Genomic DNA, 23,160 nt, shown 5'->3' with positions numbered 1-23,160 from the left:
TCGGCACTCCTATGACTCGGGACGATCCCTGTCGTGATGCCCGTAACCCCCGGTGCGAAAACCGGCTGTCGCATACCGGATCTGTGTGTCACCGGATCGTCGCCAGGTGGCCGACGCGCGGGTTTCACCGCGTGGCGTTGTGGAAATTCAGGCCACAACGGTGGCATCGGCTGGCTGCGTCGTGCCGCCGTAAGGTGGACCCCGTTACGGCGCAGTCGCGTTCAGACAGCAGCGGAGCCCGGTGTCCACCGCTTCATGGTGCGCCGTCGGCATCGGCGCGCTCCTCGCGGATACGGTCCTTGCTGCGTAACAGGCGCAGCAGGGTGACCAGCCCGAGCCCGCCGAGCACGTTGAAGGCGACGACGTAGCCGAACCAGGCCAGCCAGTCCAGGTAACCGAAGGGCACCTGACCGGAGGTCAGCGCGCCGAAGATCAACAGCGAGTCCAGGATTGAATGGAACATCTGCAGCCCGGCGAGCAGGAACGCGCCGGCCACGGCCGCGGCGATCTTGCCGAAGACGGAGTCGGTGCCGTGCTGCATGCGGGTCATCAGGGTGATCGCCATGCCGCCGAGCAGCGCCAGCGTCACCGTCTCGGTGGAGATCGGGGCGTTGATGTAATGCGCCGCCGACTCCACCGTCTGCGCGCGCAGTTTGGGGAAGGCCTGCATGATCAACCACATCAGGACCCAGCCGCCGGCCAGATTGGCCAGCAGGGTTCCGCTCCAGAGCCGGGCGAGTTGTGCCGGGCTCGCGCGCTTGGCGGCCACGGTGGTGATCGGGATCAGGAACCCCTCGGTGAACAGTTCGCTGCGGCCCAGCAACAGCGCCAGGAAACCGATCGAGAAGGCCAGGCCGGCCAGCAGGTGATCGCCGGTGGCGTGCAGGACCGCCAGGTAGGCCAGCACACCCATCGCCACCTCGGTGCCGCCGAAGAACCCGGTGATCAGCACTTCGCGCCAGCTTCGGTGCAAGCGCTGCGTGCCCTCGTCGACCATCCGGTTGAAGGCGTCCTCCAGCTCGTCCTCGATGGGACTGTCCGAGCTGCCCAGGTCGCGCTGACTCGTCTTGCTCATGGCATCCTCACGGCCGGGGATCGGGTGATCGGGGGGAGTACCCCACCAAGGCAGGGGCCAAGCAGGTCGACCGCCGCGATCACGCCGCGAGGATGAACGACAGGAAGAAGCCGGCCGCGGTGGCGAAGGCGTTCAGCGGTCGGCCGTGCTCGAAGGCCTCCGGCATCAGGGTGTCGGCCAGTGAGGCCAGCACGGCGCCCCCGGCGAAGGCCAGCGCCACCGCCAACACCGGGTCACCGAGCTGGCCCGCGGTGAGCCGGCCCAGGACGACGGCGGCCGCCAGCAGCACCGCGCAGCCCACCCAGACGCCGATGACGGCGCGCGGACGCATGCCGGAGTTGCGCATCGCCATCGCGCCGACGAGTGACTCGGGCAGATTCGAGAAGAAGATGGCCACCAACAGCGATATCGAGGCTCCACCTACCAGCGACACCCCGAGCGCCACGTTCTCGGGCACACCGTCGAGGGTGACGGCGGCCAGCAATGCCAGTCCGACTCCGCGCCGTGCCGCGCCGGACACCATTTCGCGCTGGTCGGGTCCGGCTCGGCCGCTGACGTAGCGGTCCAGCAGGCTGTCGGCGATGACGAAGGCGGCCGCGCCGGCCAGCAGACCGAGCCCGGAATGAAGCGCACCGCCGAGGTGGAAGGCCTCCTCGAACAGCTCGAACGCCAGCGCGGAGATCAGCGCGCCGCTGGCGAAGGCCAGCAGGACGCCGGTCACCTTCTTCGGCATGTCCCAGCGCACGCCGATGAAGGCCCCGATCACCAGCGCGCTGGACGCGCCGAGTCCGAACAGGGTTGCGGTCAGCATGGTCCTTGCATTCCCCGAAAGGCCCGTTGGCAACCGGCGATCAGGTGCCCAGCACGGTCACCGATCCCCGGTCCCCGTCGACGCGCACCCGGTCACCGGTCCGCAACACCCTGCTGGCCACCAAAGTGTTGACCACACAGGGCAATCCGTACTCACGTGCGACCACCGCGCCGTGGGATACCGAGCTGCCGATATCGGTCACCAGCGCGGCGATCACCGCGAAGTACGGTGTCCACCCGACATCGGTGACGGGCGCGACCAGGATCTCGCCGGGTTGTAGTTCGCGTGCCTCCAGCACCGAGCGGGCCACCCGGACAACACCTTCCACGGCGCCGTGCCCGGCCGGTCTGCCGACGATCTCATCCGCCGTGCTCGCGGCCGGGGCGGACCGCACGACCGGTGTCGGCCGGCCGACGTAGACATCCTCGAACTCGAGTGCGGCCTGATAGTCGAGCGCGTCGCGGCGGCCGACCGCGCGAGCCACCAGCTCAGCCACGTCGCCGTCGCGCACCAGCACCGGCAGTTCGAGACGGTCGAAGAAGAAGATCAGGTCGGGATCGGGGATACGGCCGGCCTCGCTGAGCACCTCGCCGAGGTGGCGGTAGCCGCGTTTGAGCAGGTGCGCGACCAGTGCCATGCGGGATTTGGTCTCTTCGCGGCCGCGGGCGCCACCCTGGGCGAGACGGGCCAGCATTCGCACCGTCCGTGATGGTGGCGCGGCGGCCGGCGCGGGTGCCTGGTCGGTTTCCGGTGCCCGCAGCATCACCTGCATCATCGAACCCAGCCCGGCGGGATCGTCGGCCCACGAGCGGTCGCGCATGCACAGCTCTCGGTAGCCGCGGTGGCCGTGCTCGGTGAGGAATCGGCGCAGCGCCGCCCCGGACCGGCCGTCGGAGTCGCGTAGCCGTTGCACGGCATCGGCCGGGGTCGCGGTCAGGAACCGTTCGCGTGCCGCGGCGTCGCGCCTCAGCAGGCGGACGACCTCTTCGAGTTGGTCGACCATGGCCGCGCTTTCCACCCCGGCACCGGTCATCAGGCGGATGGCCGCTGCGCTTCCTTCCTGCTCGCCGGCGCCCCGGTTGAGGGCCTGCCGGATGAGCACGCTTTCCAGGATGTTGGCCGCCACCGCCGACCGCGAGGAGGACCGCACATGGGTGAGCGTCACATCGCGGTACATCTGCAACCCGGTCTCCAACTGTGCGAGGACGACTCGGGGATCGCGACTGTCGATGACGGGGAACCCACCGATCGTGGCCGACAGCCGTCGAATGGCCGGGCCGGCGCTGAGGGCGAAGGTGCTCAACCGGACGGTGTTGATCAGCTTGCGCACGAACGGTTTCGGAGGTCCGGGGGTGAGTTCGTCGATGACGCGTCCGCAGATGGACATGGAGAACTGCTCGCGGGAGTTGCCGAGGATCCCGGAGCTCAGCGCGGTCCCCTCGGTCATGTTCAAGAACATGTGGCCGTAGAAATAGCCGACCTGACGCCAGCGGTCGTCGTAGCGCTTCTGCACTCCGCCGGCCACCTGGACCATCTGCATGGCGTAGTCGATGGCGTGCCCGCTCACCGAGGCGGTGAGCGGGCAGAACGCACCGGGCATCATCTCGCCGATATTGCAGCGGGTGTACACGTGCGTGACGCCGGTGACCGGGGAGTCCATCTCGTTGAGATCCCCGGGCAGGGTGGTGATCGGGCGTGCCTGCAGCCACCACAGTTGCCCGGACCGGTCGATCGCCCATTCCAGGTCCAGCGGGCGACCCCAGTGCCGGGCGGCGCGCAGCGCACCGTCGCGGATGTGGTCGATCTCTGCGGCCGACAGCGCCGGGGTGGCACCGACCTCGCTGCTCAGCACAGTGCCGTCATGGGCCAGGACGTGATGGTCCGAGGCCGCCGAGCCGTCGACGAGGTGCTCGCCCAACCCGCGCACCGCATCGACGATCACCAGGTCGCGCCGACCCGAGGTCGGGTCGGCGGTGAACACCACGCCGGCGGCGCGCGCGTCGACCATCTCCTGGACCACCAAGTTCATCTGTGCGGGCGCAGTGCCGACCTGATAGGCGGCGGCGCGTTCGGAATCGACGGATCCGATGCACTTTTCGAGTGCCGCGGCGAGCTCGGCGACCGACTCGACGCCGAGGACGGTCTCGTACTGGCCGGCGAAGGACATGTCGGTGCCGTCCTCGCCCGCAGCGGAGGACCGGACCGCCACGGGTGTCGAGCCTGCCGACTGCATGCGCGAGAATCGCTGGATGACTGCATCCGTCGGTACCGGGTCGGCCACCCGTGCGATGACGAAGCCCGGAGGCACCGGTACACCGAGGCGCATCAGCTCGGCCAGTCCGAGCGCTTTTCCGCCGAAGCTGTCGTCCACCACGTCGCCGAGGTCGATCACGTCAGACATCCGCGATACGTTACACCCGTCACGTATATGAGTGCCGAGTTCGGCCGACCGCGGGATGCCCGGATCGACGCGGCGGTTCTCGACGCCGCGACCGCGCTGCTGTCCGAGGTGGGCTACGCGGATCTGACGGTGGCGGCCATCGCCGACCGGGCCGGCACCTCGCGGCCCGCGGTGTACCGGCGCTGGCCCAGCAAGGCGCACGTCGTGCACGAGGCCGTCTTCCGGGAGGCCGACACCACGGCCATCACCGCCACGGGCGATCTCGACCACGATGTGCGCTCCATCGTCGCGCGGACTGCCGCGCTGCTCACCTCGCCGTTGGCGCGCGTCGCGGTACCGGGCCTGATCGGCGAGGCGGCATCGGATCCGTCCCTGAGTCAACGCCTGCTCGACCGGTTCACCGGTCGGGGCTGGGGCGGGTTGGACGCCTATCTGGCCGAGTCCGCGGCCCGCGGCGGACTCAAGGCCGGCCTCGACGCCGGTGTCCTGCTGGAGTTCGTCATCGGTGCCGCCCTGGCCGCGATCCTGGTCCGCGGGCCCGACGGCCTCACCGACGCCTGGGTGGACACCACCACCCGGATCCTGCTGGACGGCGCCCGCCGGCAGGGCTGACCGCGCCGGTTTCCGCGCACCGCCGATCGGGAACTTCGGTAGGTAACGTCGACAACGGAGGACTTGATGACCACGACGCCGACCGATGCGAATCCACCGGTGCTGCTCTATGACGGCGTGTGCGGTGTGTGCAACGGCGGGGTGCGGACCATTTTGCGGTTCGACCGTCGCGGCACGCTGCGCTTCGCCGCGCTGGACAGCGATTTCGCCCGCGATATCATCGCTCGCCACCCGCGCCTTGCCGGGCTGGATTCCGTTGTGTTCGTGCGCGATCCCGGCGGCGCCGACGAGACCGTGAGCACCGAATCGGCCGCGTTGCTGCAGGTCGCCGACTACCTCGGCGGCTACTGGAAGCTGGCACTGGCGGCACGCGTCATCCCGGGCGTCGTGCGGGACCGGTTGTACGCGGCGTTCGCCAAGGTGCGCTATCACGTCGGCGGCAAGTACGACACCTGTCCCATCCCGTCACCGCAGGTGCGCAGCCGATTCGTCGACGCGACCTACGGTTGACGGGCCGGCGTTCAGGACCCGGCGGCCTCGCGGCCCTGCAGCGCCGATACCACCAGATTGCTCTTGGGCAGTTCCGCGCCGGCCTCGACCGCCTTGGTCCACTCGGCGGTGGTCGCGACGGCGGCGAAATTCGACTGGAACAACACCATCAGCGTGGTGTGCAATGCCTCGGCGTTGACGTGGCCGGCCTCGTTGGCCAGGTGGATCGCACCGCTGGCGTCGGAGAGGATCTCGGTCGCGAAGCCGAGCCCCTCGGCCTCGACGGCGGTACCCAGATCGCAGTTGTTGGTCATGAAGCCGACGATGCTGATGGTGTCGATCTGCTTGCTGCGCAACCACTCTGCGACATCGGTGCCGGCGAACACGCTGCCGTAGTCCTTGTGGACATGCTTCCACGACGGATCGACGGCGGCCTCGATATCCGGGTGCAGCGCCCAACCGGGTGTGCCCTCGACGAACACCGGTGCGCCCTCGGGCATCCGATGCTGCACCACGATGACGGGAATCTCCTGGGCAGCGGCATGCTTGATGGCCGCCACGATATTGGCCAGCGACTCCTCGCGCGGCGGGTACTGAATCTGCAGCGGCCCTTCGAAATACTCCTGCTGGACGTCGACGACGATGAGGGCGCGGCGCGGTGCGGACACGATGTTCTCCCTGGGCTTGGTGATGATGTCCATTCAATTGTTCAGCGCTGATCTTGCCCGCGCGAGTGGCATAGATGCATACTTTCGATGATTTTGTGCCAACCGGAGGGTCACATGCGCATCGCCGTGTACGCGTTCGACGGCATCACCATGTTTCATCTCGCCGCGCCGCTGATGGTGTTCGGTGAACTCGGCCGGTTGGGACTGGCCACCGACTGGGAAACGCGGTTGTGGTCGCATCATCCGGGGTCTGTTCGCACCGCCGAGGGCTACCCGATCGGAGAGATGGCCGGACCGGAGGTCGTCGACTGGGCCGATATCGTCATCGTGCCGTCGTGGCCGCAGCCGGTGACCCCGTGCAGCGAGGAGTTCCGGCAGCGGCTGCGGCACGCGCACGCCAGGGGAGCGACGATCGTCGGACTGTGCCTGGGTGCCTTCCCGGTGGTCGACAGCGGTGTCCTGAAAGACCGTCCGGCCGTGACGCATTGGGAGATGCTGCCGGAACTGGCCGAACACCTTCCCCAGACCGAGATGCAGACCTCGGTGCTCTACATCGACCACGGTGACGTGCTGACCTCGGCCGGGACGGCGTCATCGATCGACGCGTGCCTGCACCTGGTGCGGCGCCATCTCGGGTCTGCCATCGCCGCCCGGGTGGCGCGCAGCCTGGTGGTGGCCCCGCACCGGGACGGTGGACAGTCGCAGTACATCGAGCGCCCACTGCCGCAGGCCGCCACTGATACCGCCATCGCCGACGTCCAGCACTGGGCGCTGAGCCACCTGACCGAGGACCTCTCGGTCGACCGGCTGGCCAACCGGGCCGGGATGAGCCGGCGCAGCTTCATCCGGCAGTTCACCGACGCCACCGGCATCACGCCGGCCCGCTGGGTCGCACAGCAGCGGCTCAACGAGGCGCGTGTGCTGCTGGAGACGACGGACTGGGGCATCGACGACGTGGCGTCGGCATGTGGGTTCGCCAGCGCCGTCACCTTCCGGCAGAACTTCGCCACCGCGTTCGACACCACGCCGACGGCCTATCGGCGTCACTTCAGCCGAGCCTGACCGAGAGCCGCTGGGCCCGCTTGCCACCCTTGGGCCAGAAGTAGCTGCCGGGCTTGCGCGCCTCCTTGGCCAGGAAGTTCAGCGTTCCGGCGCACACGGATTCCTTGATGGTGGCGGCCAGCCGGCCACCGAGGTGCAACCCGATCGCGGTGTCGTCGAAGCGTGACATCTGGATGGTGCCCGCATGCCTGCCGAGGCTGATGCACTGACCCACCGACGCGGGATTCAGGTCACCGGGCTCGCGACCGTCCATCCGCGCCAGCACCGTGTCGGCGGCATGGGAGGCCAGCGGCATGGCGAGCTGGCAGCTCATGCGCAGCGGCAATCCGGATGGTGAGGCCGCGTCCCCGGCCGCGACGATCGAGGTGTGCCCCACGCTGGTCAGCGATTCATCGGTCAGCAAACGCCCGAGTTCATCGGTGGGCAGCCCGCTGGCGGCCGCCAGCGTCGGCACTCCGAAGCCGGCGGTCCACACCGTCGCGGCGGCGGGCAGCACCGTGCCGTCGCCCAGCGTCACCTGGTCGGCGGCGACAGCGGCCACCTTCGCGCCCTCCACCACGGTGACGCCCAGTTTGCGCAGCCGCTTGGCCACCGAGCGGCGGCCGCCGGCCGCCAGGGACGGCCCGAGCGCGTCGGTGACCAGCGTGACGGCGCGACCGGTTTCGGCGAACTCTGCGGCGGCCTCGATACCGGTCAGGCCACCACCCACGACCACGATCGGCGCCGACCCGGGCAGGGCGGCCATCCGGTCGGCCAACCGCCGGGCCGCCTCCAACTCGCCGAGCGGATAGGCGAATTCGGCCGCACCGGGCACCGACGCCGGGACCACGGCGGTGCTGCCGACGGCGTAGACCAGGTAGTCGTAGGCGACCGCGGAACCGGAGGACAGCACCACCTTGCGGGCTTCGGCGTCGATCTGGTCGACGCTGTCCACGATCAGGCGCACCCGGTCGGACAGGATCGTCGCGTAGTCGGCTACGGCGTCATCATTGCCGGCCACCAGTTGGTGCAACCGGATGCGTTCGACGAACTCGGGGCGCGGGTTGATCAGCGCGACGTCGACATCATCGCGTTGCAGCAGTCGGTTGGCGGCCAGCACGCCGGCGTATCCGCCGCCGATCACGACGATCTGGGTGGTGGTCATCGGAGGTCCTTTCATCGGTGTGGTGTCTCGACAGTGGCATCCACGGGTGGTGCCAGGGACCACGGAAAACCCGTAGTCCAAAACGCGCTACGGGACCGGGATCATGTTTCCGCTGGTCCGCGAGAGGGCAATCTGCGGGACCGATGAGGAGACAGACATGACCGAGCACCCCACGATGGGCGTCGAGGAGGAGTTCCTGCTCGTCGATCCGCGCTCGGGTGAACCGGTCCCCTTGAACACCCGGGTCCACCAGATCGCCGCGGACAAGGGGGTCGAGTTGCAACTCGAACTGACCACCTGTCAGGTCGAGACCGCGACCGGGGTGGCCGCCGACACCGCCGATCTGCAGGCTCAGCTGACGCGGATGCGGCGCACCACCGCCAACGCCGCGCATGCGGCCGGTGCCCGCCTGCTGGCGGTCGGACTGCCGCCGACGGTGCCGCAGCACTTCCCGATCACCGACACGCCGCGCTATCGGCGGATCGGTGCCGAGTTCGGGATGATCGCCCACGAGCAGGGCATCAGCGGATGTCATGTGCACGTGGCGGTTCCGGACCGCGACGCCGCCATCCACGTGAGCAATCACCTGCGGCGTTGGCTGCCATTGCTCTTGGCGCTGACCGCCAACTCCGCGATCTACCGCAACGCCGACAGTGGACATGCCAGCTGGCGGCATGTGCTGTGGTCGCGCTGGCCCAGCGCCGGGCCGACACCGTATTTCGCGTCCGCCGCCGACTACGACCAAGCCGTCCAGACGATGCAGGACACGGGCGCCATGCTCGACGACGGGATGGTCTATTGGGATGTCCGGCCGTCGGCGAACTTCCCGACCGTCGAGGTGCGGGTGGCCGATGTGCCCGCGACCGTCGCCGAGACGGTGTTGCACGCCGCACTGACCCGGGCCGCGGTGATGACGGCACTGCAGGACCACCGACGCGGCGAGCATGTCCGGCCCATCCCGGCCCATGAACTCGGTGCCGCCTACTGGCGCTCCGCCCGCGACGGACTCGATGGCCGGGCCCTCGACGCGGACGGGATGCCGGCACCGGCGGTCGATGTCCTGCGTGCGTTCGTCGATCGGCTCGCCCCGGCGCTGCGCGCCGTCGGTGACTACGACCTGGTGTGCGCAGAACTGGACCGGATATCGCGAGAAGGCAACGGCGCCATGCGCCAACGGGCCGCCTGGCGGCGCCGGGGTGAGGTGTCCGATGTCATCGAGGCGGCCGCGGCCGCCACCATCCAGGGCTGCTAGTCACCGAACAATTGCGCCGCCAGGCCCAGCAGCGGGGCGTGCAGGTTCCGGACGTCACCGGCGTCGCCCGCGGCGAGTTCATGGGTGACCAGCGACGATATCGCAGCGACCAGCGCCCGACAGGCGAACCTGTCCTGCTCGGTGTCGGCGCCGAACAATGCGTGCAGACCGTCAACGGTGCGTTGCTGCAACTGCATTCGGGCCTGCAGTGCCTCGGGTCCGGCCGCATAGACCTCGATGAGATAGATCCGCGACATGACGGCATCGCGGGCAAGGGTGTCGAGGTAGTTCGTCAACACGGCGTCGAACACCTGCATCGCGGTGGCGTTCGGCGGCACGGTGCCGGCGGCGACGCTGACCCGCTGGTGAATGCCGGCGTAGGCGTCCAGGAAACAGGCCTGCTTGCTGTCGTAGTGCTCATAGAACGTCTGCCGGGATACCTTGGCCCGCTCGATGATGTCCGACACCGTGGTACCGGCGAAGCCCTTGACCTGCATGGCCTCGCCCAGAGCGCGCACCATCCGGTTGCGTTGGTCGGCGGCCACCTGTTCACGCGTGAGGTTGTGCCGTCCCGGGGGCAGTTTGGTCGGCAAGGTGCTCTCCTCGGAGGGACACATTTGTGTACGCAATCGTTTATAGTTTCATCTGCGGTGAGTCGACGTCGAGGGGTCGTCGACTGCGCGCCTGGTTCAGGTGAACCGTTCCCAGGCCGACTGCCGGGTGACTCCCAGTGCGGCGGCCACCCGCGACCATGCGACGCCGCGGTCGCGCAACTCCTGGACCCGGGCGCGGAGATCGGCTTCGACATTGGCCGTTGTGGCCGCGACCCGCGGGATCTCGTCGAGCAGTTCATCGTCGGTGTAGTCGGCGCGATCACGTAACGGCGGGCTATCGCTCCCGGGCGGGTCCTCCAGGATGGCGACACATTTGGTGACGCACCCGTCGCAGATGTAGACGCCCAGACCGCTGATCAGCTTGGTCACCTCGCGCGATTCCAGACCGCAGAACGAGCAGAACATCACGGTCGTCACGGTCTTGCCCACGGCGACCCCCTTCCTGTCAGGATCACCCTGACACCCATGTCAGGGTAAACCTGACATGGTGTGGTGGCAAGACCGCCGGTGCGCGCCGGCGGCCGCGATACCCTGCGACGGTGCGCGCAGTAGCCGACCGACTCATCGGACTGTGCACCGCGGGTGTCATTCTCGCCGCGCCGGCGTGCGCCCACCCGGACCGCCCGGCCACACACAGCGCACCACCGGCCACCGCCGGCCAGGCGACACCCGCCCCCGTTTCGGCGGCGCCACCGGCCATCGTCACCCCCGCGCTCGCGCACCTCGGCGGGATCGTCGACCGGGCGATCGTCGCCCACCGGTTGCCCGGGGCGGTGGTCCAGATCGGGCACGGGGGACACCCCGTCTACCGGCAGGCCTTCGGCGTACGCAGGCTGGCCGGTGAACCCGGCCTCGATGCGGCGCCGGCCCCGGCCGAACCGATGACGACCGACACCATCTTCGACCTCGCGTCGCTGACCAAACCGCTGGCCACCGCCACCGCCGTGATGCAACTGCACGAACAGGGCAGCATCGAGCTCGACGACCCGCTGCAGAGCTACCTGCCCGGCTTCAACCCGGACGGTGATCCACGCCGGGCGCGGGTCACCCTGCGCATGCTGCTGACCCACACCTCGGGCATCGCGGGGGATCTGAGTCTGGACGGGCCCTGGGGTCTGGACCGGGCCGACAAGGACGAGGGGATCCGGCGGGCGATGGGCGCCTGGGTGGTGCACGAACCCGGCACGCTGTTCCACTACTCGGACATCGGCTTCATCCTGCTGGGCACGGTCGTCGAGAAACTCACCGGCCGGTCCATCGACAGTTATGTGGCCGAGCGGGTGTTTGCGCCGCTGGGCATGGCCGACAGTCATTACCTACCGGCCGCGAAAGCCTGTGGCCCCCATCGAATGTGGGGGAACGCCTTGGCGTTCGACCCGGGCGCGCCCGCCGTCGGAGACTGCCCGGCGGGCACCTGGCGCACCGAACTGCTGGCCCGCGTCGCGCCGACCGCGCACGATGGGGACACTCCGGGGCTCAATCCCGATTTCGGCCGGCTGTTGCGCGGCACCGTCCACGATCCCACGGCGCGCCGGATGGGCGGCGCGACCGGCAGTGCCGGGGTGTTCACCACCGCCGCTGATGTCGGTCGCTTCGCGCAGGCACTGTTGGATCGGCTGGCCGGACGGCCGAGCGCATTCCCGTTGAGCAGGCAGTCGCTGGAGCGGATGACCACACCACAGGCGTCGGTCGGCGGGGATCAGCGCGGACTCGGCTGGGATATCGATACCGCCCATTCCGCGCCGCGAGGTGCGGTCTTCCCGGTCGGGAGCTTCGGCCACACCGGATTCACCGGGACCTCGCTGTGGCTCGACCCCGGATCGGACACGTATGTCGTCGTGCTGGCCAACGTGATCCATCAACCCGGCGGGCCGCCGATCGGCACGCTCAGTGGTCAGATCGCCACCGCGACCGCCCGCGCGCTGCGTCTCTACGGCAGCTGACCCGGGAATCAAACGCCGACCCGAAACCGTTGTAGCCGACATCGCAACAAGAGTTTTCGAAAGAGGCGAGATCGATGAAGAAGATCGGATTGGCAGGCGTCATTGCCGGAGCGCTCACCGCGGGCGTGATCGGTCTGGCCGGGCCCGCACAGGCGCAGGCACCCGTGCTCATGCTTCCGCAAGCTCCCGGCGGCATCTACTACGACGATGACGACGACTACTACCCCTGGCGCGATCAGCTCTTCCCGACCGTGAAGGTGCCCCGCGTCGACACCTCGGTCCGCAACTGACCGAACCGCATGGCTTTCGAGGGCGTCCCGTTTCGGGGCGCCCTCGATCGCTTCCGGCGGTAGGGACAGCCCTACCCTGAACAAGCCGGTGTGCGGGATGGGGGTGGACGACTCAGATGCTTAGCGTCGACGGCGTGACCACCGCGCGGCCGAACGGCCTGCTCAAGCAACTCGGTATCGACTCCGGCTATGTACTGCTCGGCTTCCCACTGGGGATCGTCAGCTTCTGCGTCGTCGTGACCGGGCTTGCCGCGGGACTGGGCTTGCTGGTCGTGATCGTCGGCCTGCCGACCATCGTCGCCACCGCGTTGATCGCCCGGGTGATCGCCGACATCGAACGCTTCCGCTACCCGGCGGTCCTGCGCTCACCGCGCAGCCGCCCGACCTACCGCCGCGCCGCGCCGCGCTCGGGTGTGTGGAAGCGCATGATCACCCCGCTCGCCGACGGGCAGTCCTGGCTCGACCTCACCCACGCCCTGGTCCGGTTCCCGGTATCGGTGACCACGTTCTGCGTCGTGATCACCTGGTGGGCGGTGGCGTTCGGTGGCACCACGACCGTCGCCTGGGACTGGGCGATCCCGCACGGCCCCGACAACCAGTCGCTGGCCCAACTGATCGGGCTGGGCGACAGCGCGGCGGCGCGGATCGCTTTCCAGACCGCGATCGGGCTGCTCTTCCTGTGCACGCTGCCCTGGGTGGTGCGCGGTTGCGCGCTGATCGAGGCCGGACTGGCGCGCGTGCTGCTGACCGGGGTCGCCGAGATGCGGCAGACCATCACCGTGCTGACCGAGCAGAAGTCGGCGGCCGCGTCCGCCGAGGCTCATGCGCTGCGACGGCTGGAGCGAGACATCCACGACGGCCCCCAGCAGCGCCTCATCCGGCTGGCGATGGATCTGGGCCGCGCCCGCGAATATGCCCAACCCGGGCCCGCCCGGGACTCCCTGGACGAGGCGATCACCCAGACCCGGGAGACGCTCGACGAGTTGCGGGCACTGTCGCGAGGTATCGCACCGCCGGTGCTCACCGATCGCGGTTTGCCCAGTGCCCTTGCCGCGCTGGCCATTCGCTGTACCGTGCCGGTCGAACTGGTGGTCGACCCGGCGCTGGGCGAGCCGTGGGGCCGACTCGACGCGGCGGTGGAGACCGCGGTGTACTTCGCGGTGTCCGAGGCGTTGACCAATGTCGCCAAACACAGCGCCGCCACCACCTGTTGGGTGACCGTCGCGCGTGGACCCGACCGGGTGGGGGTGGAGATCGTCGACGACGGGGACGGCGGCGCGCACGTGGCCAAGGGGCACGGTCTTTCGGGGCTGGCCGATCGGATCCGGGCGGCCGGCGGGACACTGGATGTGATCAGCCCCCTGGGCGGGCCGACGACGATCCGGGTGGAGATCCCGTGCTGAAAGTGGTGGTGGCCGACGATTCGGTCCTGTTGCGGGAGGGGCTGATTCGGCTGCTCACCGAGCACGGCCATGAGGTGGTCGCCGCGGTGGGCGACGGACCCGCACTGGTCGAGGCGATCGCGCTGCACCGGCCGGATGTGTCGGTGGTCGACGTCCGGATGCCGCCGTCGCACACCGACGAAGGACTGCGGGCGGCCGTGCAGGCCCGCCGCCTCGTCAGCCGCGCACCGATCCTGGTCCTCTCGCAGTACGTCGAGGTGTCCTATGCCGACGATCTGCTGGCCGACGGCGCCGGTGCCGTCGGCTACCTGCTCAAGGACCGGGTGGTGGCGGTCGGCGAGTTCCTCGACGCCGTCAGCCGGGTGGCCGGTGGCGGCACCGTGCTGGATCCCGACGTCGTCGCCCAGCTGCTGGTGCGGCGGCGACGTAACGATCCGCTGCGGCAACTGACGCTGCGGGAACAGGAGGTGCTCGCGCTGATGGCCGAGGGCCGCTCCAACACCAACATCGCCCGGACGCTCGTGGTCAGCGACGGTGCGGTGGAAAAACACGTCACCAACATCTTCACCAAACTGGGCCTGCCGCCCGACGGTGCACAGCACCGGCGGGTGCTGGCGGTGCTGACCTATCTGCGTGGCTGAGAAATGTTCGGCTGCGATGTCGAGAATGGACGTACAGCTCCGTCCCAGGGGGCAGCGATACCGAATGGGTCGCCGAAACCAGATTGGAGTCAGCGATGGCCAAGTACCTGTTCCTCAAGCATTACCGCGGCGCGCCCGCGGCCCTGAACGATGTGCCGATGGACCGGTGGACACCGGCCGAGATCGATGCCCACGTGCAGTACATGGACGATTTCGCCGACCGGCTCAAGGAGTCCGGTGAGTATGTGGACAGCCAGGCCTTGTCGGCCGAGGGCGCCTGGGTCCGCCACGACGGGCCCGGCAGGCCCGCGGTCACCGACGGCCCGTTCGCCGAGACCAAGGATCTGATCGCCGGCTGGATGATCGTCGACGTCGACTCCTACGACCGTGCCGTGGAACTGGCCGGCGAGTTGTCCGCGGCGCCCGGCGCCGGCGGCGAACCGATCCACGAATGGTTGGAGGTGCGCCCGTTCATGGGCTCACCGACCACGGTCACTGAATAGTGGACGAGGCGCGGCTGCGGGCACTGATCCCGGGCGTACTGTCCGCATTGGTGCACCGCGGCGCCGACTTCGACACCGCCGAGGACGCGGTCCAGGACGCACTGATCCGCGCAGCCGAGGTGTGGCCGTCCGACCCACCGCAGGATCCGAAGGGTTGGCTGATCACGACGGCGTGGCGGCGGTTCCTCGACATCACCCGTTCGGATGCCGCGCGGCGCCGCCGGGAGCAGACCGTGTCGCGGCAGCCGATCCCGGTCCCCGCGTCCGCCGCCGACGAGTCCCTGCAGTTGTACTTCCTGTGTGCCCACCCGAGCCTGAGTGATTCCGCGGCCGTCGCACTCACCCTGCGAGCGGTCGGAGGGTTGACCACGCGACAGATCGCACAGGCCTACCTGGTGCCGGAAACCACCATGGCGCAACGCATCAGCCGCGCCAAGCGCACCGTCAAGGACGTCCGGCTCGATACACCCGGAGATCTGCGGACCGTGCTGAAGGTGCTGTACCTGGTGTTCAACGAGGGCTACAGCGGGGACGTGGACCTGGCCGCCGAGGCGATGCGGCTGACCCGGCAGCTCGCATCGGCCACCGATGACCCGGAGGTGTCGGGTCTGCTCGCGCTGGTCCTCCTGCATCACGCCCGGCGACCGTCGCGCACCCGCGCAGACGGAAGTCTCGTCCCGCTCGCCGAACAGGACCGCACGTTGTGGCGGCGCGATCTGATCGCCGAGGGAATCGAAGTGCTGCAGAAGGCGCTGAGTCGCGATCGGCTGGGCGAATATCAGGCTCAGGCAGCCATCGCTGCGCTGCACGCGGACGCGCCGAGCGCCGCCGAGACGGACTGGCTGCAGATCGTGCAGTGGTACGACGAACTGGTCGCGCTGACCGGCAGCCCCATCGTGCGACTCAACCGGGCAGTGGCCGTCGGTGAGGCCGACGGCCCGCGGGCAGGCCTGGCGGCGCTGTCCGAACTGGACCCCGGATTGCCGAGATACACCGCTGCGGCAGCGCATCTGCACGAACACCTCGGGGACCTGTCGGGTGCGGCCGAACTGTACGCCCGCGCGGCCGAACAGGCGCAGTCCGTCGCCGAACGCCGCCACCTCACCCGGAAGGCGGCCGCCCTGCGCGGCGCATGATCAGCGCGCGGGCGCGGCGATCCGGGACTCCAGCTGGGTGCCCTCGATGTCGAGGTCGGGCACGTACCTGGCGAACCACCTGGAATGCATCCACATCCGATCGCCGAGGATGGCCATCACCGCCGGAATCAGGGTGAGCCGCACCACGAAAGCGTCGAGGAACACGCCCACCGCAAGGGTCAGGCCGACGGACTTGATGATCGGATCGCTGCCGGCGAGGAAGGCGATGAACACGCCGAACATGATCAGCGCGGCCGCCGTCACCACCCGCGCCGACAGGCCGACACCGCTGCGCACCGCGGCCGTGGCGTCCTCCGTGCGGCCCACCTCCTCCTTGATCCGTGAGACGACGAACACCTCGTAGTCGCAGGACAATCCGAAGATGATGGCCAGCACGATGATCGGCAGGAAACTGATCGTCTCTCCCGGAGTGATGCCGAGAAGATCTGCGCCCCAGCCCCATTGGAAGACCGCAACCTGCACGCCCAACGCCGCGAACACCGAGAGGAGAAAGCCGATGACCGAGGTCAGCGGGACCAGGGCGGCGCGGAAGGCCACTGTCAGCAGGATGAAGGCCAGCCCGACGACCACCACGATGAAGATCGGCAACGCCGCGGCGAGCTTGTCGGAGGTGTCGATATTGGATGCGGTGGTGCCACCGACCAGGAACGTCGCCCCCGTGCCCGCGGTGATGGCGTCGCGGTCGGCCCGAATCTGCTTCACCAACTCCGCGGTCGCCACATCGTTGGGTCCGGTCTCGGGGATGACCTGGATCAGGGCGGTGCGGTTGTCGCCGCCGGCCGGGATCGCGGCCACGACGTTGTCCTCGCGGCCGATGCCCGCGGCGATGGTCTGCGCGGCATCGGGAGCGGTGGCCCGGGAGATGTCGGCGACCACCAGCAGAGGTCCGTTGAAACCGGGGCCCAGATGTTCGGTGGTCAGGTCGTAGGCCTGCCGGGAGGTGTTCGACTCGGGCTGGGACGCCCCGCTCGGCAGACCCAGATGCATACCGAGCGCGGGTAGACCGATGACGATCATCGCCGCCGAACCGCCGATGAGCAGCGGCGCGCGGAACCGCACCACGAAACGGGCCCATGCCGCGCCGAGCGTGCGCTGCGGTGTGTAGGCCGCGACCTGGGCCACCTCCTTGGGCCGGCCCGGTTGTAGCGGTGGCTCGATGAACTTGGCGACCTTGCCGCCGGCGAAGCCGAACAATGCCGGCAGCAAGGTGAGCGCGATCAGCATGGCGATGAAGACCGTGATTGCTGCCGTCACACCCATGTAGGTCAGGAACGGGATGCCGACCACGGCCAGGCCGCACAGTGCGATCACCACCGTCAACGCCGCGAAGACAACCGATCCGCCGGCGGTCCCGACGGCCAACGCGGCCGCCTCCTCACGCGGTCTGAGCAACAGCAGGTTGTTGCGGTACCGGTTGAGGATGAACAGTGCGTAGTCGATACCGCAGGCCAGCCCCAGCATCAGCGCCAGCGACAGCGAGGCGGTGGGCATGTCGACGAACGCGGCGGCGATGAAGATGCCCAGCGCGCCGATACCCACACCGATCGCGGCGGTCAGGATCGGTAGCCCAGCGGCCACCACCGAGCCGAAGGTGATGAGCAGCACCAGGAACGCGACGCTGATACCGATGATCTCGGGCAGGTGGGGCACGGCCACCTTGTAGCCCGGGAACACCGCCCCCGAATACTCGACCTGCACACCCGCCTCCTGGGCCGGCCGCATGGCGTCCTCCAGCGCGCTCAGCGCGGAATCGGACACCTCGCCGATGGGGGCGCGCCACTGCACGGTGCCCAGGCCGATGCGTCCGTCGGGGGAGACCTGGCCGGTCTGGCCCGGGCCCGCCGCCGCGGCGATATCCGGGACGGAGCTCAGCTGCGCGACGGCCCGCTCGATGGCCGGCGCCAGGCCCGGATCGGAGATGACGCGGCCCTCGGGCGCGGCGAACGTGATCTGGGTCTGCGCCCCGCCGTAGGCCGGCAGGTTGGTCTGCAACTGCTCGACGGCGCGCTGCGATTCGGTTCCCGGGATGGTGAAGTTGTCGCTGGGTTCGCCGCGGAACCCCACGAAGGCCAGGGCGACACCGGCTAACACGGCCAGCCAGGTGATCAGGACGAGCCACCGGCGACGGAAACTGGCACCGCCCAGGGCGAAGAGGAATCGCGACATAGCGCACGGGGTTCCCGCATCCCGGCAGGGTCAAGCGAACGGATCTGTGTGATCTGACCTACCGGTCGCGCGGTTCGGTCGCCGGGTCCTCCAGGTCGGGGTCCATGGTCGCCGGCACGGGACCGCCTCCCACCTGGTCGGCGAGCTCCAGGCCGGCACCGGCATAGACGTTGAACGCGATGTCCACACCCTGCTCGCGAGCCCAGGCCACCTCGTCGTCGTACCGGGCCACCGCCGCGACGGTGCCGGTGAAGCCGGACTCGCGCAGACAGTCCAGCGCGGTGACATTGGCGCCGTGGCGCGGCATGGCCAGGATCGCCGAGCGCGCGGACTCCGAATGACGCAGCCGATGCCAGAAGTCCAGGTCGGTGGCATCGCCCTCGATGACGTTCAGACCCTCGGCGGCCAGCCGCGCGATACGGCGGCCGTCGTAGTCCACACCGATGACCCGCAGCCCGTAGTGCTCCGACAGTCGCTGATAGGCCGCGAAGCCGACCCGCCCCATGCCGATCACCACGACCTCGGCATCACCGGCGTCGACCGGGCGTTCCTCGGGCTGCAGTCTGCGTTCGTCCTGGGCGGGCAGCCGGGCGGCGATCTTCTCCACCATCAGGTGCCCGCGGCCGTTCACCAGGGCCGACACCACGAAGCTCAGCGCCACCGCGATCGACATCTCCACCAGCCAGGCGGGGGCCAGCATCCCGGCCGAGACGCCGACCGACACCACGATCAAGCCGAACTCGGAATAGTTCATCAGGCTCAGCCCGGCCAGCAGCGAGGTCCGGTGCCGCAGTCGCATCAGCGACAGCAGCGCCACGTACCAACCGACCTTGAACGGCAGCAGCAGCACCATCAGCACGGCGACGCCGATGCTCGGCAGGTCCGGTAGCCCGGTCAGGCCGATCGACACGAAGAACCCGACGAGCAGCAGTTCCTTGATGTGGAACAGGGAGCGCGCCAGCTCGGAGGAGGCCGCGTGCGAGGCCAGCAGCACACCGATGACCAGTGCGCCCAGGTCACCCTTGAGGCCGACGGCGGAGAACAACGCGTAACCCGGGACGAAGGCCATCACGATGCCGAACAACGACTGCATCTCGCCGTGGCCCAGCCGGGACCAGACCCGGCGCAGCACGCGGGTCAGTGGCCACAGGCCGATCAGGGTCAGCGCCCACGGGCTGGGCAGATGACCGCTGGTCGCGGTCAGGAACACCACCGCGACGATGTCCTGCATGACCAGGATGCCGATCGCGACCCGGCCGTACAGGGCGTGCGATTCGCCGCGCTCCTCCAGGACCTTGACGACGAACACGGTGCTGGAGAACGACAGCGCGAAGGCCAGCAGCGCGATCGTCTGCAGGCTCTGCCCGGACAGCATCGACATGCCCGCGACGGCGGCGACCCACAGCGCGGCGCCGCCGAGGACGACGCTGAGGACCATGTGCGCCGATGTCGTCAGCCAGACCTCGCGCCGCAGCAGGATGCGGACGTCGAGTTTCAGCCCGATGGCGAACAGCAGCAGCGTGACGCCGAGGTCGGCCAGGGTCTCCAGTTCCGGGATGTGCTCGACGTTCATCGCGTTGATGACGAAGCCGGCGGCCAGGAAACCGACCAGGGGTGGCAGCCGGACCGCCATGGCGAGTCCGCCCAATCCGAAGGTCACGACGAGATAGATGGCGACAGTCGTCATACGCGGTCGATGGCCTCCTCAGGCGGGTGATGAGCTCCAAGTATCGCGTCTATCGCCGCGGATCTCGCGGCGTGCTGCCGACTCAGCCGGCCGCGGTCAGATGCGCGAAGACCAGATCCAGCGATTGGGTCATGGTCGGCACCTCATCGGCCGCCCATCTGCGCCAGGCCAGATCCAGGCAGGCCAGGGCGGCCACCACGATCGGGCGAGCGGCGTGTGGGTCGGCGATGCGGGCAGCCAGTACCGGTGTGAGGGCCTCTTCGTGGGCGAAGCGTCGCTGCGCCATCCGCGTGCGCAGCGACACCGTCGCGTTGATCATCCGCACCCGTGACCGTTCGAGCTCGGAGTGCTCATCGATATGGCGCAGGGATTCGGTGAACGCCCGGCGCAGGAGCTGCCACGGATTCTCACCGTCGATATCGGGCAGGCGCTCCAGGTCGGCCGCGTAGTCGATCGAGGAGGCCTCGATGGCGGCGAGCACGGCGTCCTCTTTGGAGCCGAAGTACCGGAAGAACGTCGCCCGGGAGATGCCGACCTCGGCGGCGGCCTCGTCGACGGTCACCGCGTCGAAGCCTCGCTCGGCGAACAGCATGCTCATCGCATGGGCGATCTCGGTCCGCAGGGCCAGGCGCGCGCGTTCACGAACTCCGGCGGCCATCGGTCCAGGGTAGCCGAATCGGGAAGGAATATCAGAAACGATACTTAGGTTACGATTTGATACTGAGTCTCAGCCGTCGGTACGGTGGGCCGGGTCGGCGATGTGAAGGGTGGATTGATGACAGTCGGTACGCCGACGGCGCTGAGTCCGCGGCCGGGCGCGTCCCCGCGCCCCGCACGGCCGGCCGGTGTCGTGTCCGCGCTGGCGTTCGCCGGTATGACTGCCGCCTTCACGCAGACCGTTCTGATACCGATCCAGGGCGAACTGCCGCAGTTGCTGCAGGCATCCAGCGGTGACACCGCCTGGGTCATCACCATCACGCTGCTGGTCGCCGCGATCTGTACGCCCATCTCCGGGAAGTTGGGCGACATGTACGGCAAACGCCGGATCGCGCTGACATTGCTCGGGGTGCTGATGGCCGGATCCGTCGTCGCGGCGCTGTCCACGACCGTCGGACCGTTGATCGTCGGCCGCGGACTGCAAGGTGTCGGGATGGGTGTCATCCCGCTCGGTATCGCGATCCTGCGCGACACGCTGCCTGCGGATCGGCTGGGGTCGGCGATCGCCTTGGTCAGCGCCACCCTCGGGGTCGGCGGAGCGCTGGGGCTTCCGATAAGTGCGTTCGTCACCGAACATTTCGACTGGCATGTGCTGTTCTGGTTCGCCGCCGGACTCGGCGGCATCGCCTTCGCGCTGATCGCCACCCTGGTGCCGGAGAGCAATGTGCGCGCCGGCGGCCGGGTCGACGGCATCGGCATCTTCGGTCTCGCGGTCGGTCTGACCGGTGTGTTGCTGGCCATCTCGCGCGGCAACGAATGGGGATGGACCTCGCCGCGCACCGTGGGTGCCCTGGTCGGCGGCGGCGTCGTCCTGCTCGTCTGGGGATGGCTGGAACTGCGCATCCGCGAGCCGCTGGTGGATCTGCGGGTGAGCGCCCGGGCCCCGGTGCTGTTGACCAATCTCGCCTCGATCGCGATGGGATTCGCACTGTTCTCCTCGCAGATCGCCTTTCCGCAACTGCTCGAACTTCCCCGCGAGGCAGGCGGTTTGGGGATGCCGCTGCTACAGGCCAGCCTCTATCTGATGCCGGCGGGCCTGGCCATGCTGGCGATGTCACCGGTGGCCGGCCGGCTCGGACGGCGGTGGGGTCCCAAACCGCTGCTGGTCGCCGGCGCATCGATCATGGGAAGCGGTTATGTCGTGGCGGTGCTCGCGGATCTGCATGCCGGCCACATCCTGCTCATCAACGTGTTGATCGGCATCGGGATCGGGTTGGGGTACGCGGCGATGCCGACGCTCATCATGCGCGCGGTGCCGGCCTCGGAGACCGGTGCGGCGAACGGACTCAACACCCTGATGCGGTCCCTCGGTACGGCGACCGCCGCCGCGGTGATCGCCGCGGTGCTCGCGCGATCCGCCGTCGACATCGGCGATGTCGCCGTACCGAGCACCGCCGGATTTCAGGCGGCGTTCCTGTTCGGGCTCGGGGCGGCCGGCTTGTGCACGGCCATCGCCGTTTTCATCCCGCAGTCTTCGGAGCCGCCGTCAACGCGGGGGTGAACCTTGTTGTACACAGCACCACTTCCTGGGGATGCGCTGTACGCTTCATCTATCCGATGAAAGGACCCTTGTGATCAAGTCACGTTTGACCGTCGCCGCACTGCTCGCAGGCGCGGGTGCCGTCGGCGCAATCATGGCCGCACCGATGGCGTCGGCCGAACCCTCCTGCACCCAGGCGGGCAACATCGTCTCCGGAACCAGCACCGTGTGCCAGAGCCCGGGCAACGCCCAGATCACCAGCTCGCCCGGTCAGCTCGGTGAGACCCAGTGGGGCATGTGGCCCTGGGGCTACGGCGGTTACGGCGGCATCGGGATCCTCTGACCCCAGTCTCTCGGCGAACGCCGGCATCCGCACGCGCGGGTGTCGGCGTTCGCTTTTTATGTGAGGGCGCGGGTCGGCAATCCCTTGCGGCGACGACCGGCGTGCTCACGTCTCGGGTGACAGGTCGCGCCGCTGTAGATAGCAGTCGCTCATCGCCGACAGAACGGCGCGGCCACGGGTGAGCAATCGGATCTCGACACCGCTGTCGCCGTACACTGCGACATCGTGATGGCCAGGCTGGTCGGCGTAGACATGCTCTGCCGCGGCTCCGAGTTCCGCCGCATGGTCACGGACGACCTGCAGGACCACCGGCCACAGCTCGTCTGGTATCGGACTGCTGGACAGAAAGTTTCGAGTACCAACCCGCACGCCACGGGTATCAGCCAACGCTCCGGTGCAGTCCACGTAGTCGGGGTCCCGGTTCCATTTCCACGTCAAACCCGGCATCACAGCGGTGATGTCTTCGGCGATGGCCGCAACTATCGATTCGTAGCGGGGCAGCGCGTCCTCGGCCGCCCCTTTGGGCCGCAGATCGGCTTCGAGCGCGCCGGTGGGGTGGGGGTTCACGGTTGGCTCCTGTTCGGATGAGGGTGCGGAAGACAGTGATCCGACCACCAGCGCGACGGTGGCAGCGACTGCGACGGTGATGCCGATGACCCAGCCGATGGATTTCCGTCGACCGCGGTCAGGTGGTCCCGCCGT

Annotated in this window: 23 protein-coding genes; 12 read left to right on the top strand and 11 right to left on the bottom strand. The window is 68.8% G+C overall.

What is annotated here, in order from left to right; genetic code table 11:
* Positions 1-253: 253 nt before the first annotated feature.
* The 3 genes from ACWDUN_RS12790 to ACWDUN_RS12780 all read right to left on the bottom strand — a co-directional run bounded on the left by ACWDUN_RS12790 (position 254) and on the right by ACWDUN_RS12780 (position 4,287).
* Complete coding sequence (locus ACWDUN_RS12790) at positions 254-1,075, bottom strand: formate/nitrite transporter family protein (RefSeq protein ID WP_449929066.1); 822 nt, start codon at positions 1,073-1,075, stop codon at positions 254-256.
* 79 nt (positions 1,076-1,154) lie between these two features.
* On the bottom strand, positions 1,155-1,886 hold the full coding sequence (locus tag ACWDUN_RS12785) for a ZIP family metal transporter (RefSeq protein ID WP_449929064.1): 732 nt from the start codon (positions 1,884-1,886) through the stop codon (positions 1,155-1,157).
* A gap of 40 nt (positions 1,887-1,926) precedes the next feature.
* The gene (locus tag ACWDUN_RS12780; RefSeq protein WP_449929062.1) at positions 1,927-4,287 is read right to left on the bottom strand and encodes a PEP/pyruvate-binding domain-containing protein; all 2,361 of its coding nucleotides are present in this window, start codon (positions 4,285-4,287) and stop codon (positions 1,927-1,929) included.
* A 27-nt stretch (positions 4,288-4,314) separates the two neighbouring features.
* Here ACWDUN_RS12780 and ACWDUN_RS12775 point away from each other — a divergent pair, with 27 nt between their 5' ends.
* Together ACWDUN_RS12775 and ACWDUN_RS12770 are read left to right on the top strand one after the other, a co-directional pair.
* Positions 4,315-4,899 (top strand): TetR/AcrR family transcriptional regulator, encoded by a 585-nt coding sequence (locus ACWDUN_RS12775; RefSeq protein ID WP_449929060.1) that lies wholly within the window; start codon positions 4,315-4,317, stop codon positions 4,897-4,899.
* Between the two features lie 66 nt (positions 4,900-4,965).
* Positions 4,966-5,409, top strand: a complete 444-nt coding sequence (locus ACWDUN_RS12770; protein WP_449929058.1) for a thiol-disulfide oxidoreductase DCC family protein — start codon at positions 4,966-4,968, stop codon at positions 5,407-5,409.
* A gap of 11 nt (positions 5,410-5,420) precedes the next feature.
* Here ACWDUN_RS12770 and ACWDUN_RS12765 read toward each other — a convergent pair whose 3' ends face one another.
* The gene (locus ACWDUN_RS12765; protein WP_449929539.1) at positions 5,421-6,056 is read right to left on the bottom strand and encodes an isochorismatase family protein; all 636 of its coding nucleotides are present in this window, start codon (positions 6,054-6,056) and stop codon (positions 5,421-5,423) included.
* A gap of 114 nt (positions 6,057-6,170) precedes the next feature.
* On the opposite strand from ACWDUN_RS12765, the gene ACWDUN_RS12760 reads away from it, so the two are divergent.
* A complete protein-coding gene (locus ACWDUN_RS12760; RefSeq protein WP_449929056.1) occupies positions 6,171-7,118 on the top strand; it encodes a GlxA family transcriptional regulator in 948 nt (315 codons plus the stop codon).
* On the opposite strand, the gene ACWDUN_RS12755 is transcribed toward ACWDUN_RS12760, so the two are convergent.
* Positions 7,105-8,262, bottom strand: a complete 1,158-nt coding sequence (locus ACWDUN_RS12755) for an NAD(P)/FAD-dependent oxidoreductase (RefSeq protein WP_449929054.1) — start codon at positions 8,260-8,262, stop codon at positions 7,105-7,107. The two genes, ACWDUN_RS12760 and ACWDUN_RS12755, sit on opposite strands and share 14 nt — an antisense overlap.
* A 157-nt stretch (positions 8,263-8,419) precedes the next feature.
* Here ACWDUN_RS12755 and ACWDUN_RS12750 point away from each other — a divergent pair, with 157 nt between their 5' ends.
* Entirely contained in the window at positions 8,420-9,514 is a 1,095-nt protein-coding gene (locus ACWDUN_RS12750) for a glutamate--cysteine ligase 2 (protein WP_449929052.1), read from the top strand.
* On the opposite strand, the gene ACWDUN_RS12745 is transcribed toward ACWDUN_RS12750, so the two are convergent.
* Positions 9,511-10,107 (bottom strand): TetR/AcrR family transcriptional regulator, encoded by a 597-nt coding sequence (locus ACWDUN_RS12745; protein ID WP_449929050.1) that lies wholly within the window; start codon positions 10,105-10,107, stop codon positions 9,511-9,513. The two genes, ACWDUN_RS12750 and ACWDUN_RS12745, sit on opposite strands and share 4 nt — an antisense overlap.
* Positions 10,108-10,203: 96 nt before the next feature.
* Positions 10,204-10,557 (bottom strand): ClpX C4-type zinc finger protein, encoded by a 354-nt coding sequence (locus ACWDUN_RS12740; protein ID WP_449929048.1) that lies wholly within the window; start codon positions 10,555-10,557, stop codon positions 10,204-10,206.
* A gap of 110 nt (positions 10,558-10,667) precedes the next feature.
* Here ACWDUN_RS12740 and ACWDUN_RS12735 point away from each other — a divergent pair, with 110 nt between their 5' ends.
* The 6 genes from ACWDUN_RS12735 (at position 10,668) to ACWDUN_RS12710 (ending at position 16,044) form a co-directional block, all read left to right on the top strand.
* The gene (locus ACWDUN_RS12735; RefSeq protein WP_449929046.1) at positions 10,668-12,071 is read left to right on the top strand and encodes a serine hydrolase domain-containing protein; all 1,404 of its coding nucleotides are present in this window, start codon (positions 10,668-10,670) and stop codon (positions 12,069-12,071) included.
* 74 nt (positions 12,072-12,145) lie between these two features.
* Positions 12,146-12,361 (top strand): hypothetical protein, encoded by a 216-nt coding sequence (locus ACWDUN_RS12730; protein WP_449929044.1) that lies wholly within the window; start codon positions 12,146-12,148, stop codon positions 12,359-12,361.
* A gap of 134 nt (positions 12,362-12,495) precedes the next feature.
* Positions 12,496-13,764: a sensor histidine kinase gene (locus tag ACWDUN_RS12725; RefSeq protein WP_449929042.1), complete on the top strand. Its 1,269-nt coding sequence runs from the start codon at positions 12,496-12,498 to the stop codon at positions 13,762-13,764.
* Positions 13,761-14,405 carry a response regulator transcription factor gene (locus tag ACWDUN_RS12720; RefSeq protein WP_449929537.1) on the top strand — a complete coding sequence of 215 codons (645 nt, stop codon included), beginning with the start codon at positions 13,761-13,763 and terminating at the stop codon, positions 14,403-14,405. The genes ACWDUN_RS12725 and ACWDUN_RS12720 overlap by 4 nt, the downstream gene beginning before the upstream one ends.
* 95 nt (positions 14,406-14,500) lie before the next feature.
* Positions 14,501-14,908, top strand: a complete 408-nt coding sequence (locus ACWDUN_RS12715; RefSeq protein WP_449929040.1) for a YciI family protein — start codon at positions 14,501-14,503, stop codon at positions 14,906-14,908.
* On the top strand, positions 14,905-16,044 hold the full coding sequence (locus tag ACWDUN_RS12710) for an RNA polymerase sigma factor (protein ID WP_449929535.1): 1,140 nt from the start codon (positions 14,905-14,907) through the stop codon (positions 16,042-16,044). The genes ACWDUN_RS12715 and ACWDUN_RS12710 overlap by 4 nt, the downstream gene beginning before the upstream one ends.
* On the opposite strand, the gene ACWDUN_RS12705 is transcribed toward ACWDUN_RS12710, so the two are convergent.
* The 3 genes from ACWDUN_RS12705 to ACWDUN_RS12695 all read right to left on the bottom strand — a co-directional run bounded on the left by ACWDUN_RS12705 (position 16,045) and on the right by ACWDUN_RS12695 (position 20,576).
* Entirely contained in the window at positions 16,045-18,231 is a 2,187-nt protein-coding gene (locus tag ACWDUN_RS12705) for an MMPL family transporter (RefSeq protein ID WP_449929038.1), read from the bottom strand.
* A 58-nt stretch (positions 18,232-18,289) separates the two neighbouring features.
* Positions 18,290-19,918 (bottom strand): cation:proton antiporter domain-containing protein, encoded by a 1,629-nt coding sequence (locus tag ACWDUN_RS12700; RefSeq protein WP_449929036.1) that lies wholly within the window; start codon positions 19,916-19,918, stop codon positions 18,290-18,292.
* A gap of 82 nt (positions 19,919-20,000) precedes the next feature.
* Positions 20,001-20,576, bottom strand: coding sequence for a TetR family transcriptional regulator (locus ACWDUN_RS12695; RefSeq protein WP_449929034.1), 576 nt, complete (start codon positions 20,574-20,576; stop codon positions 20,001-20,003).
* Between the two features lie 117 nt (positions 20,577-20,693).
* Between ACWDUN_RS12695 and ACWDUN_RS12690 the strand changes: the two genes are divergently transcribed.
* Entirely contained in the window at positions 20,694-22,136 is a 1,443-nt protein-coding gene (locus ACWDUN_RS12690) for an MFS transporter (protein WP_449929032.1), read from the top strand.
* 70 nt (positions 22,137-22,206) lie between these two features.
* On the top strand, positions 22,207-22,458 hold the full coding sequence (locus ACWDUN_RS12685) for a hypothetical protein (protein WP_083060527.1): 252 nt from the start codon (positions 22,207-22,209) through the stop codon (positions 22,456-22,458).
* A gap of 105 nt (positions 22,459-22,563) precedes the next feature.
* Here ACWDUN_RS12685 and ACWDUN_RS12680 read toward each other — a convergent pair whose 3' ends face one another.
* Positions 22,564-23,025, bottom strand: a complete 462-nt coding sequence (locus ACWDUN_RS12680; RefSeq protein WP_449929029.1) for an LppA family lipoprotein — start codon at positions 23,023-23,025, stop codon at positions 22,564-22,566.
* Positions 23,026-23,160: the final 135 nt, after the last annotated feature.

It is taken from the genome of Mycobacterium sp. NPDC003323 (assembly GCF_053589535.1).
This window is presented reverse-complemented; position numbering and strand designations above follow the sequence as displayed.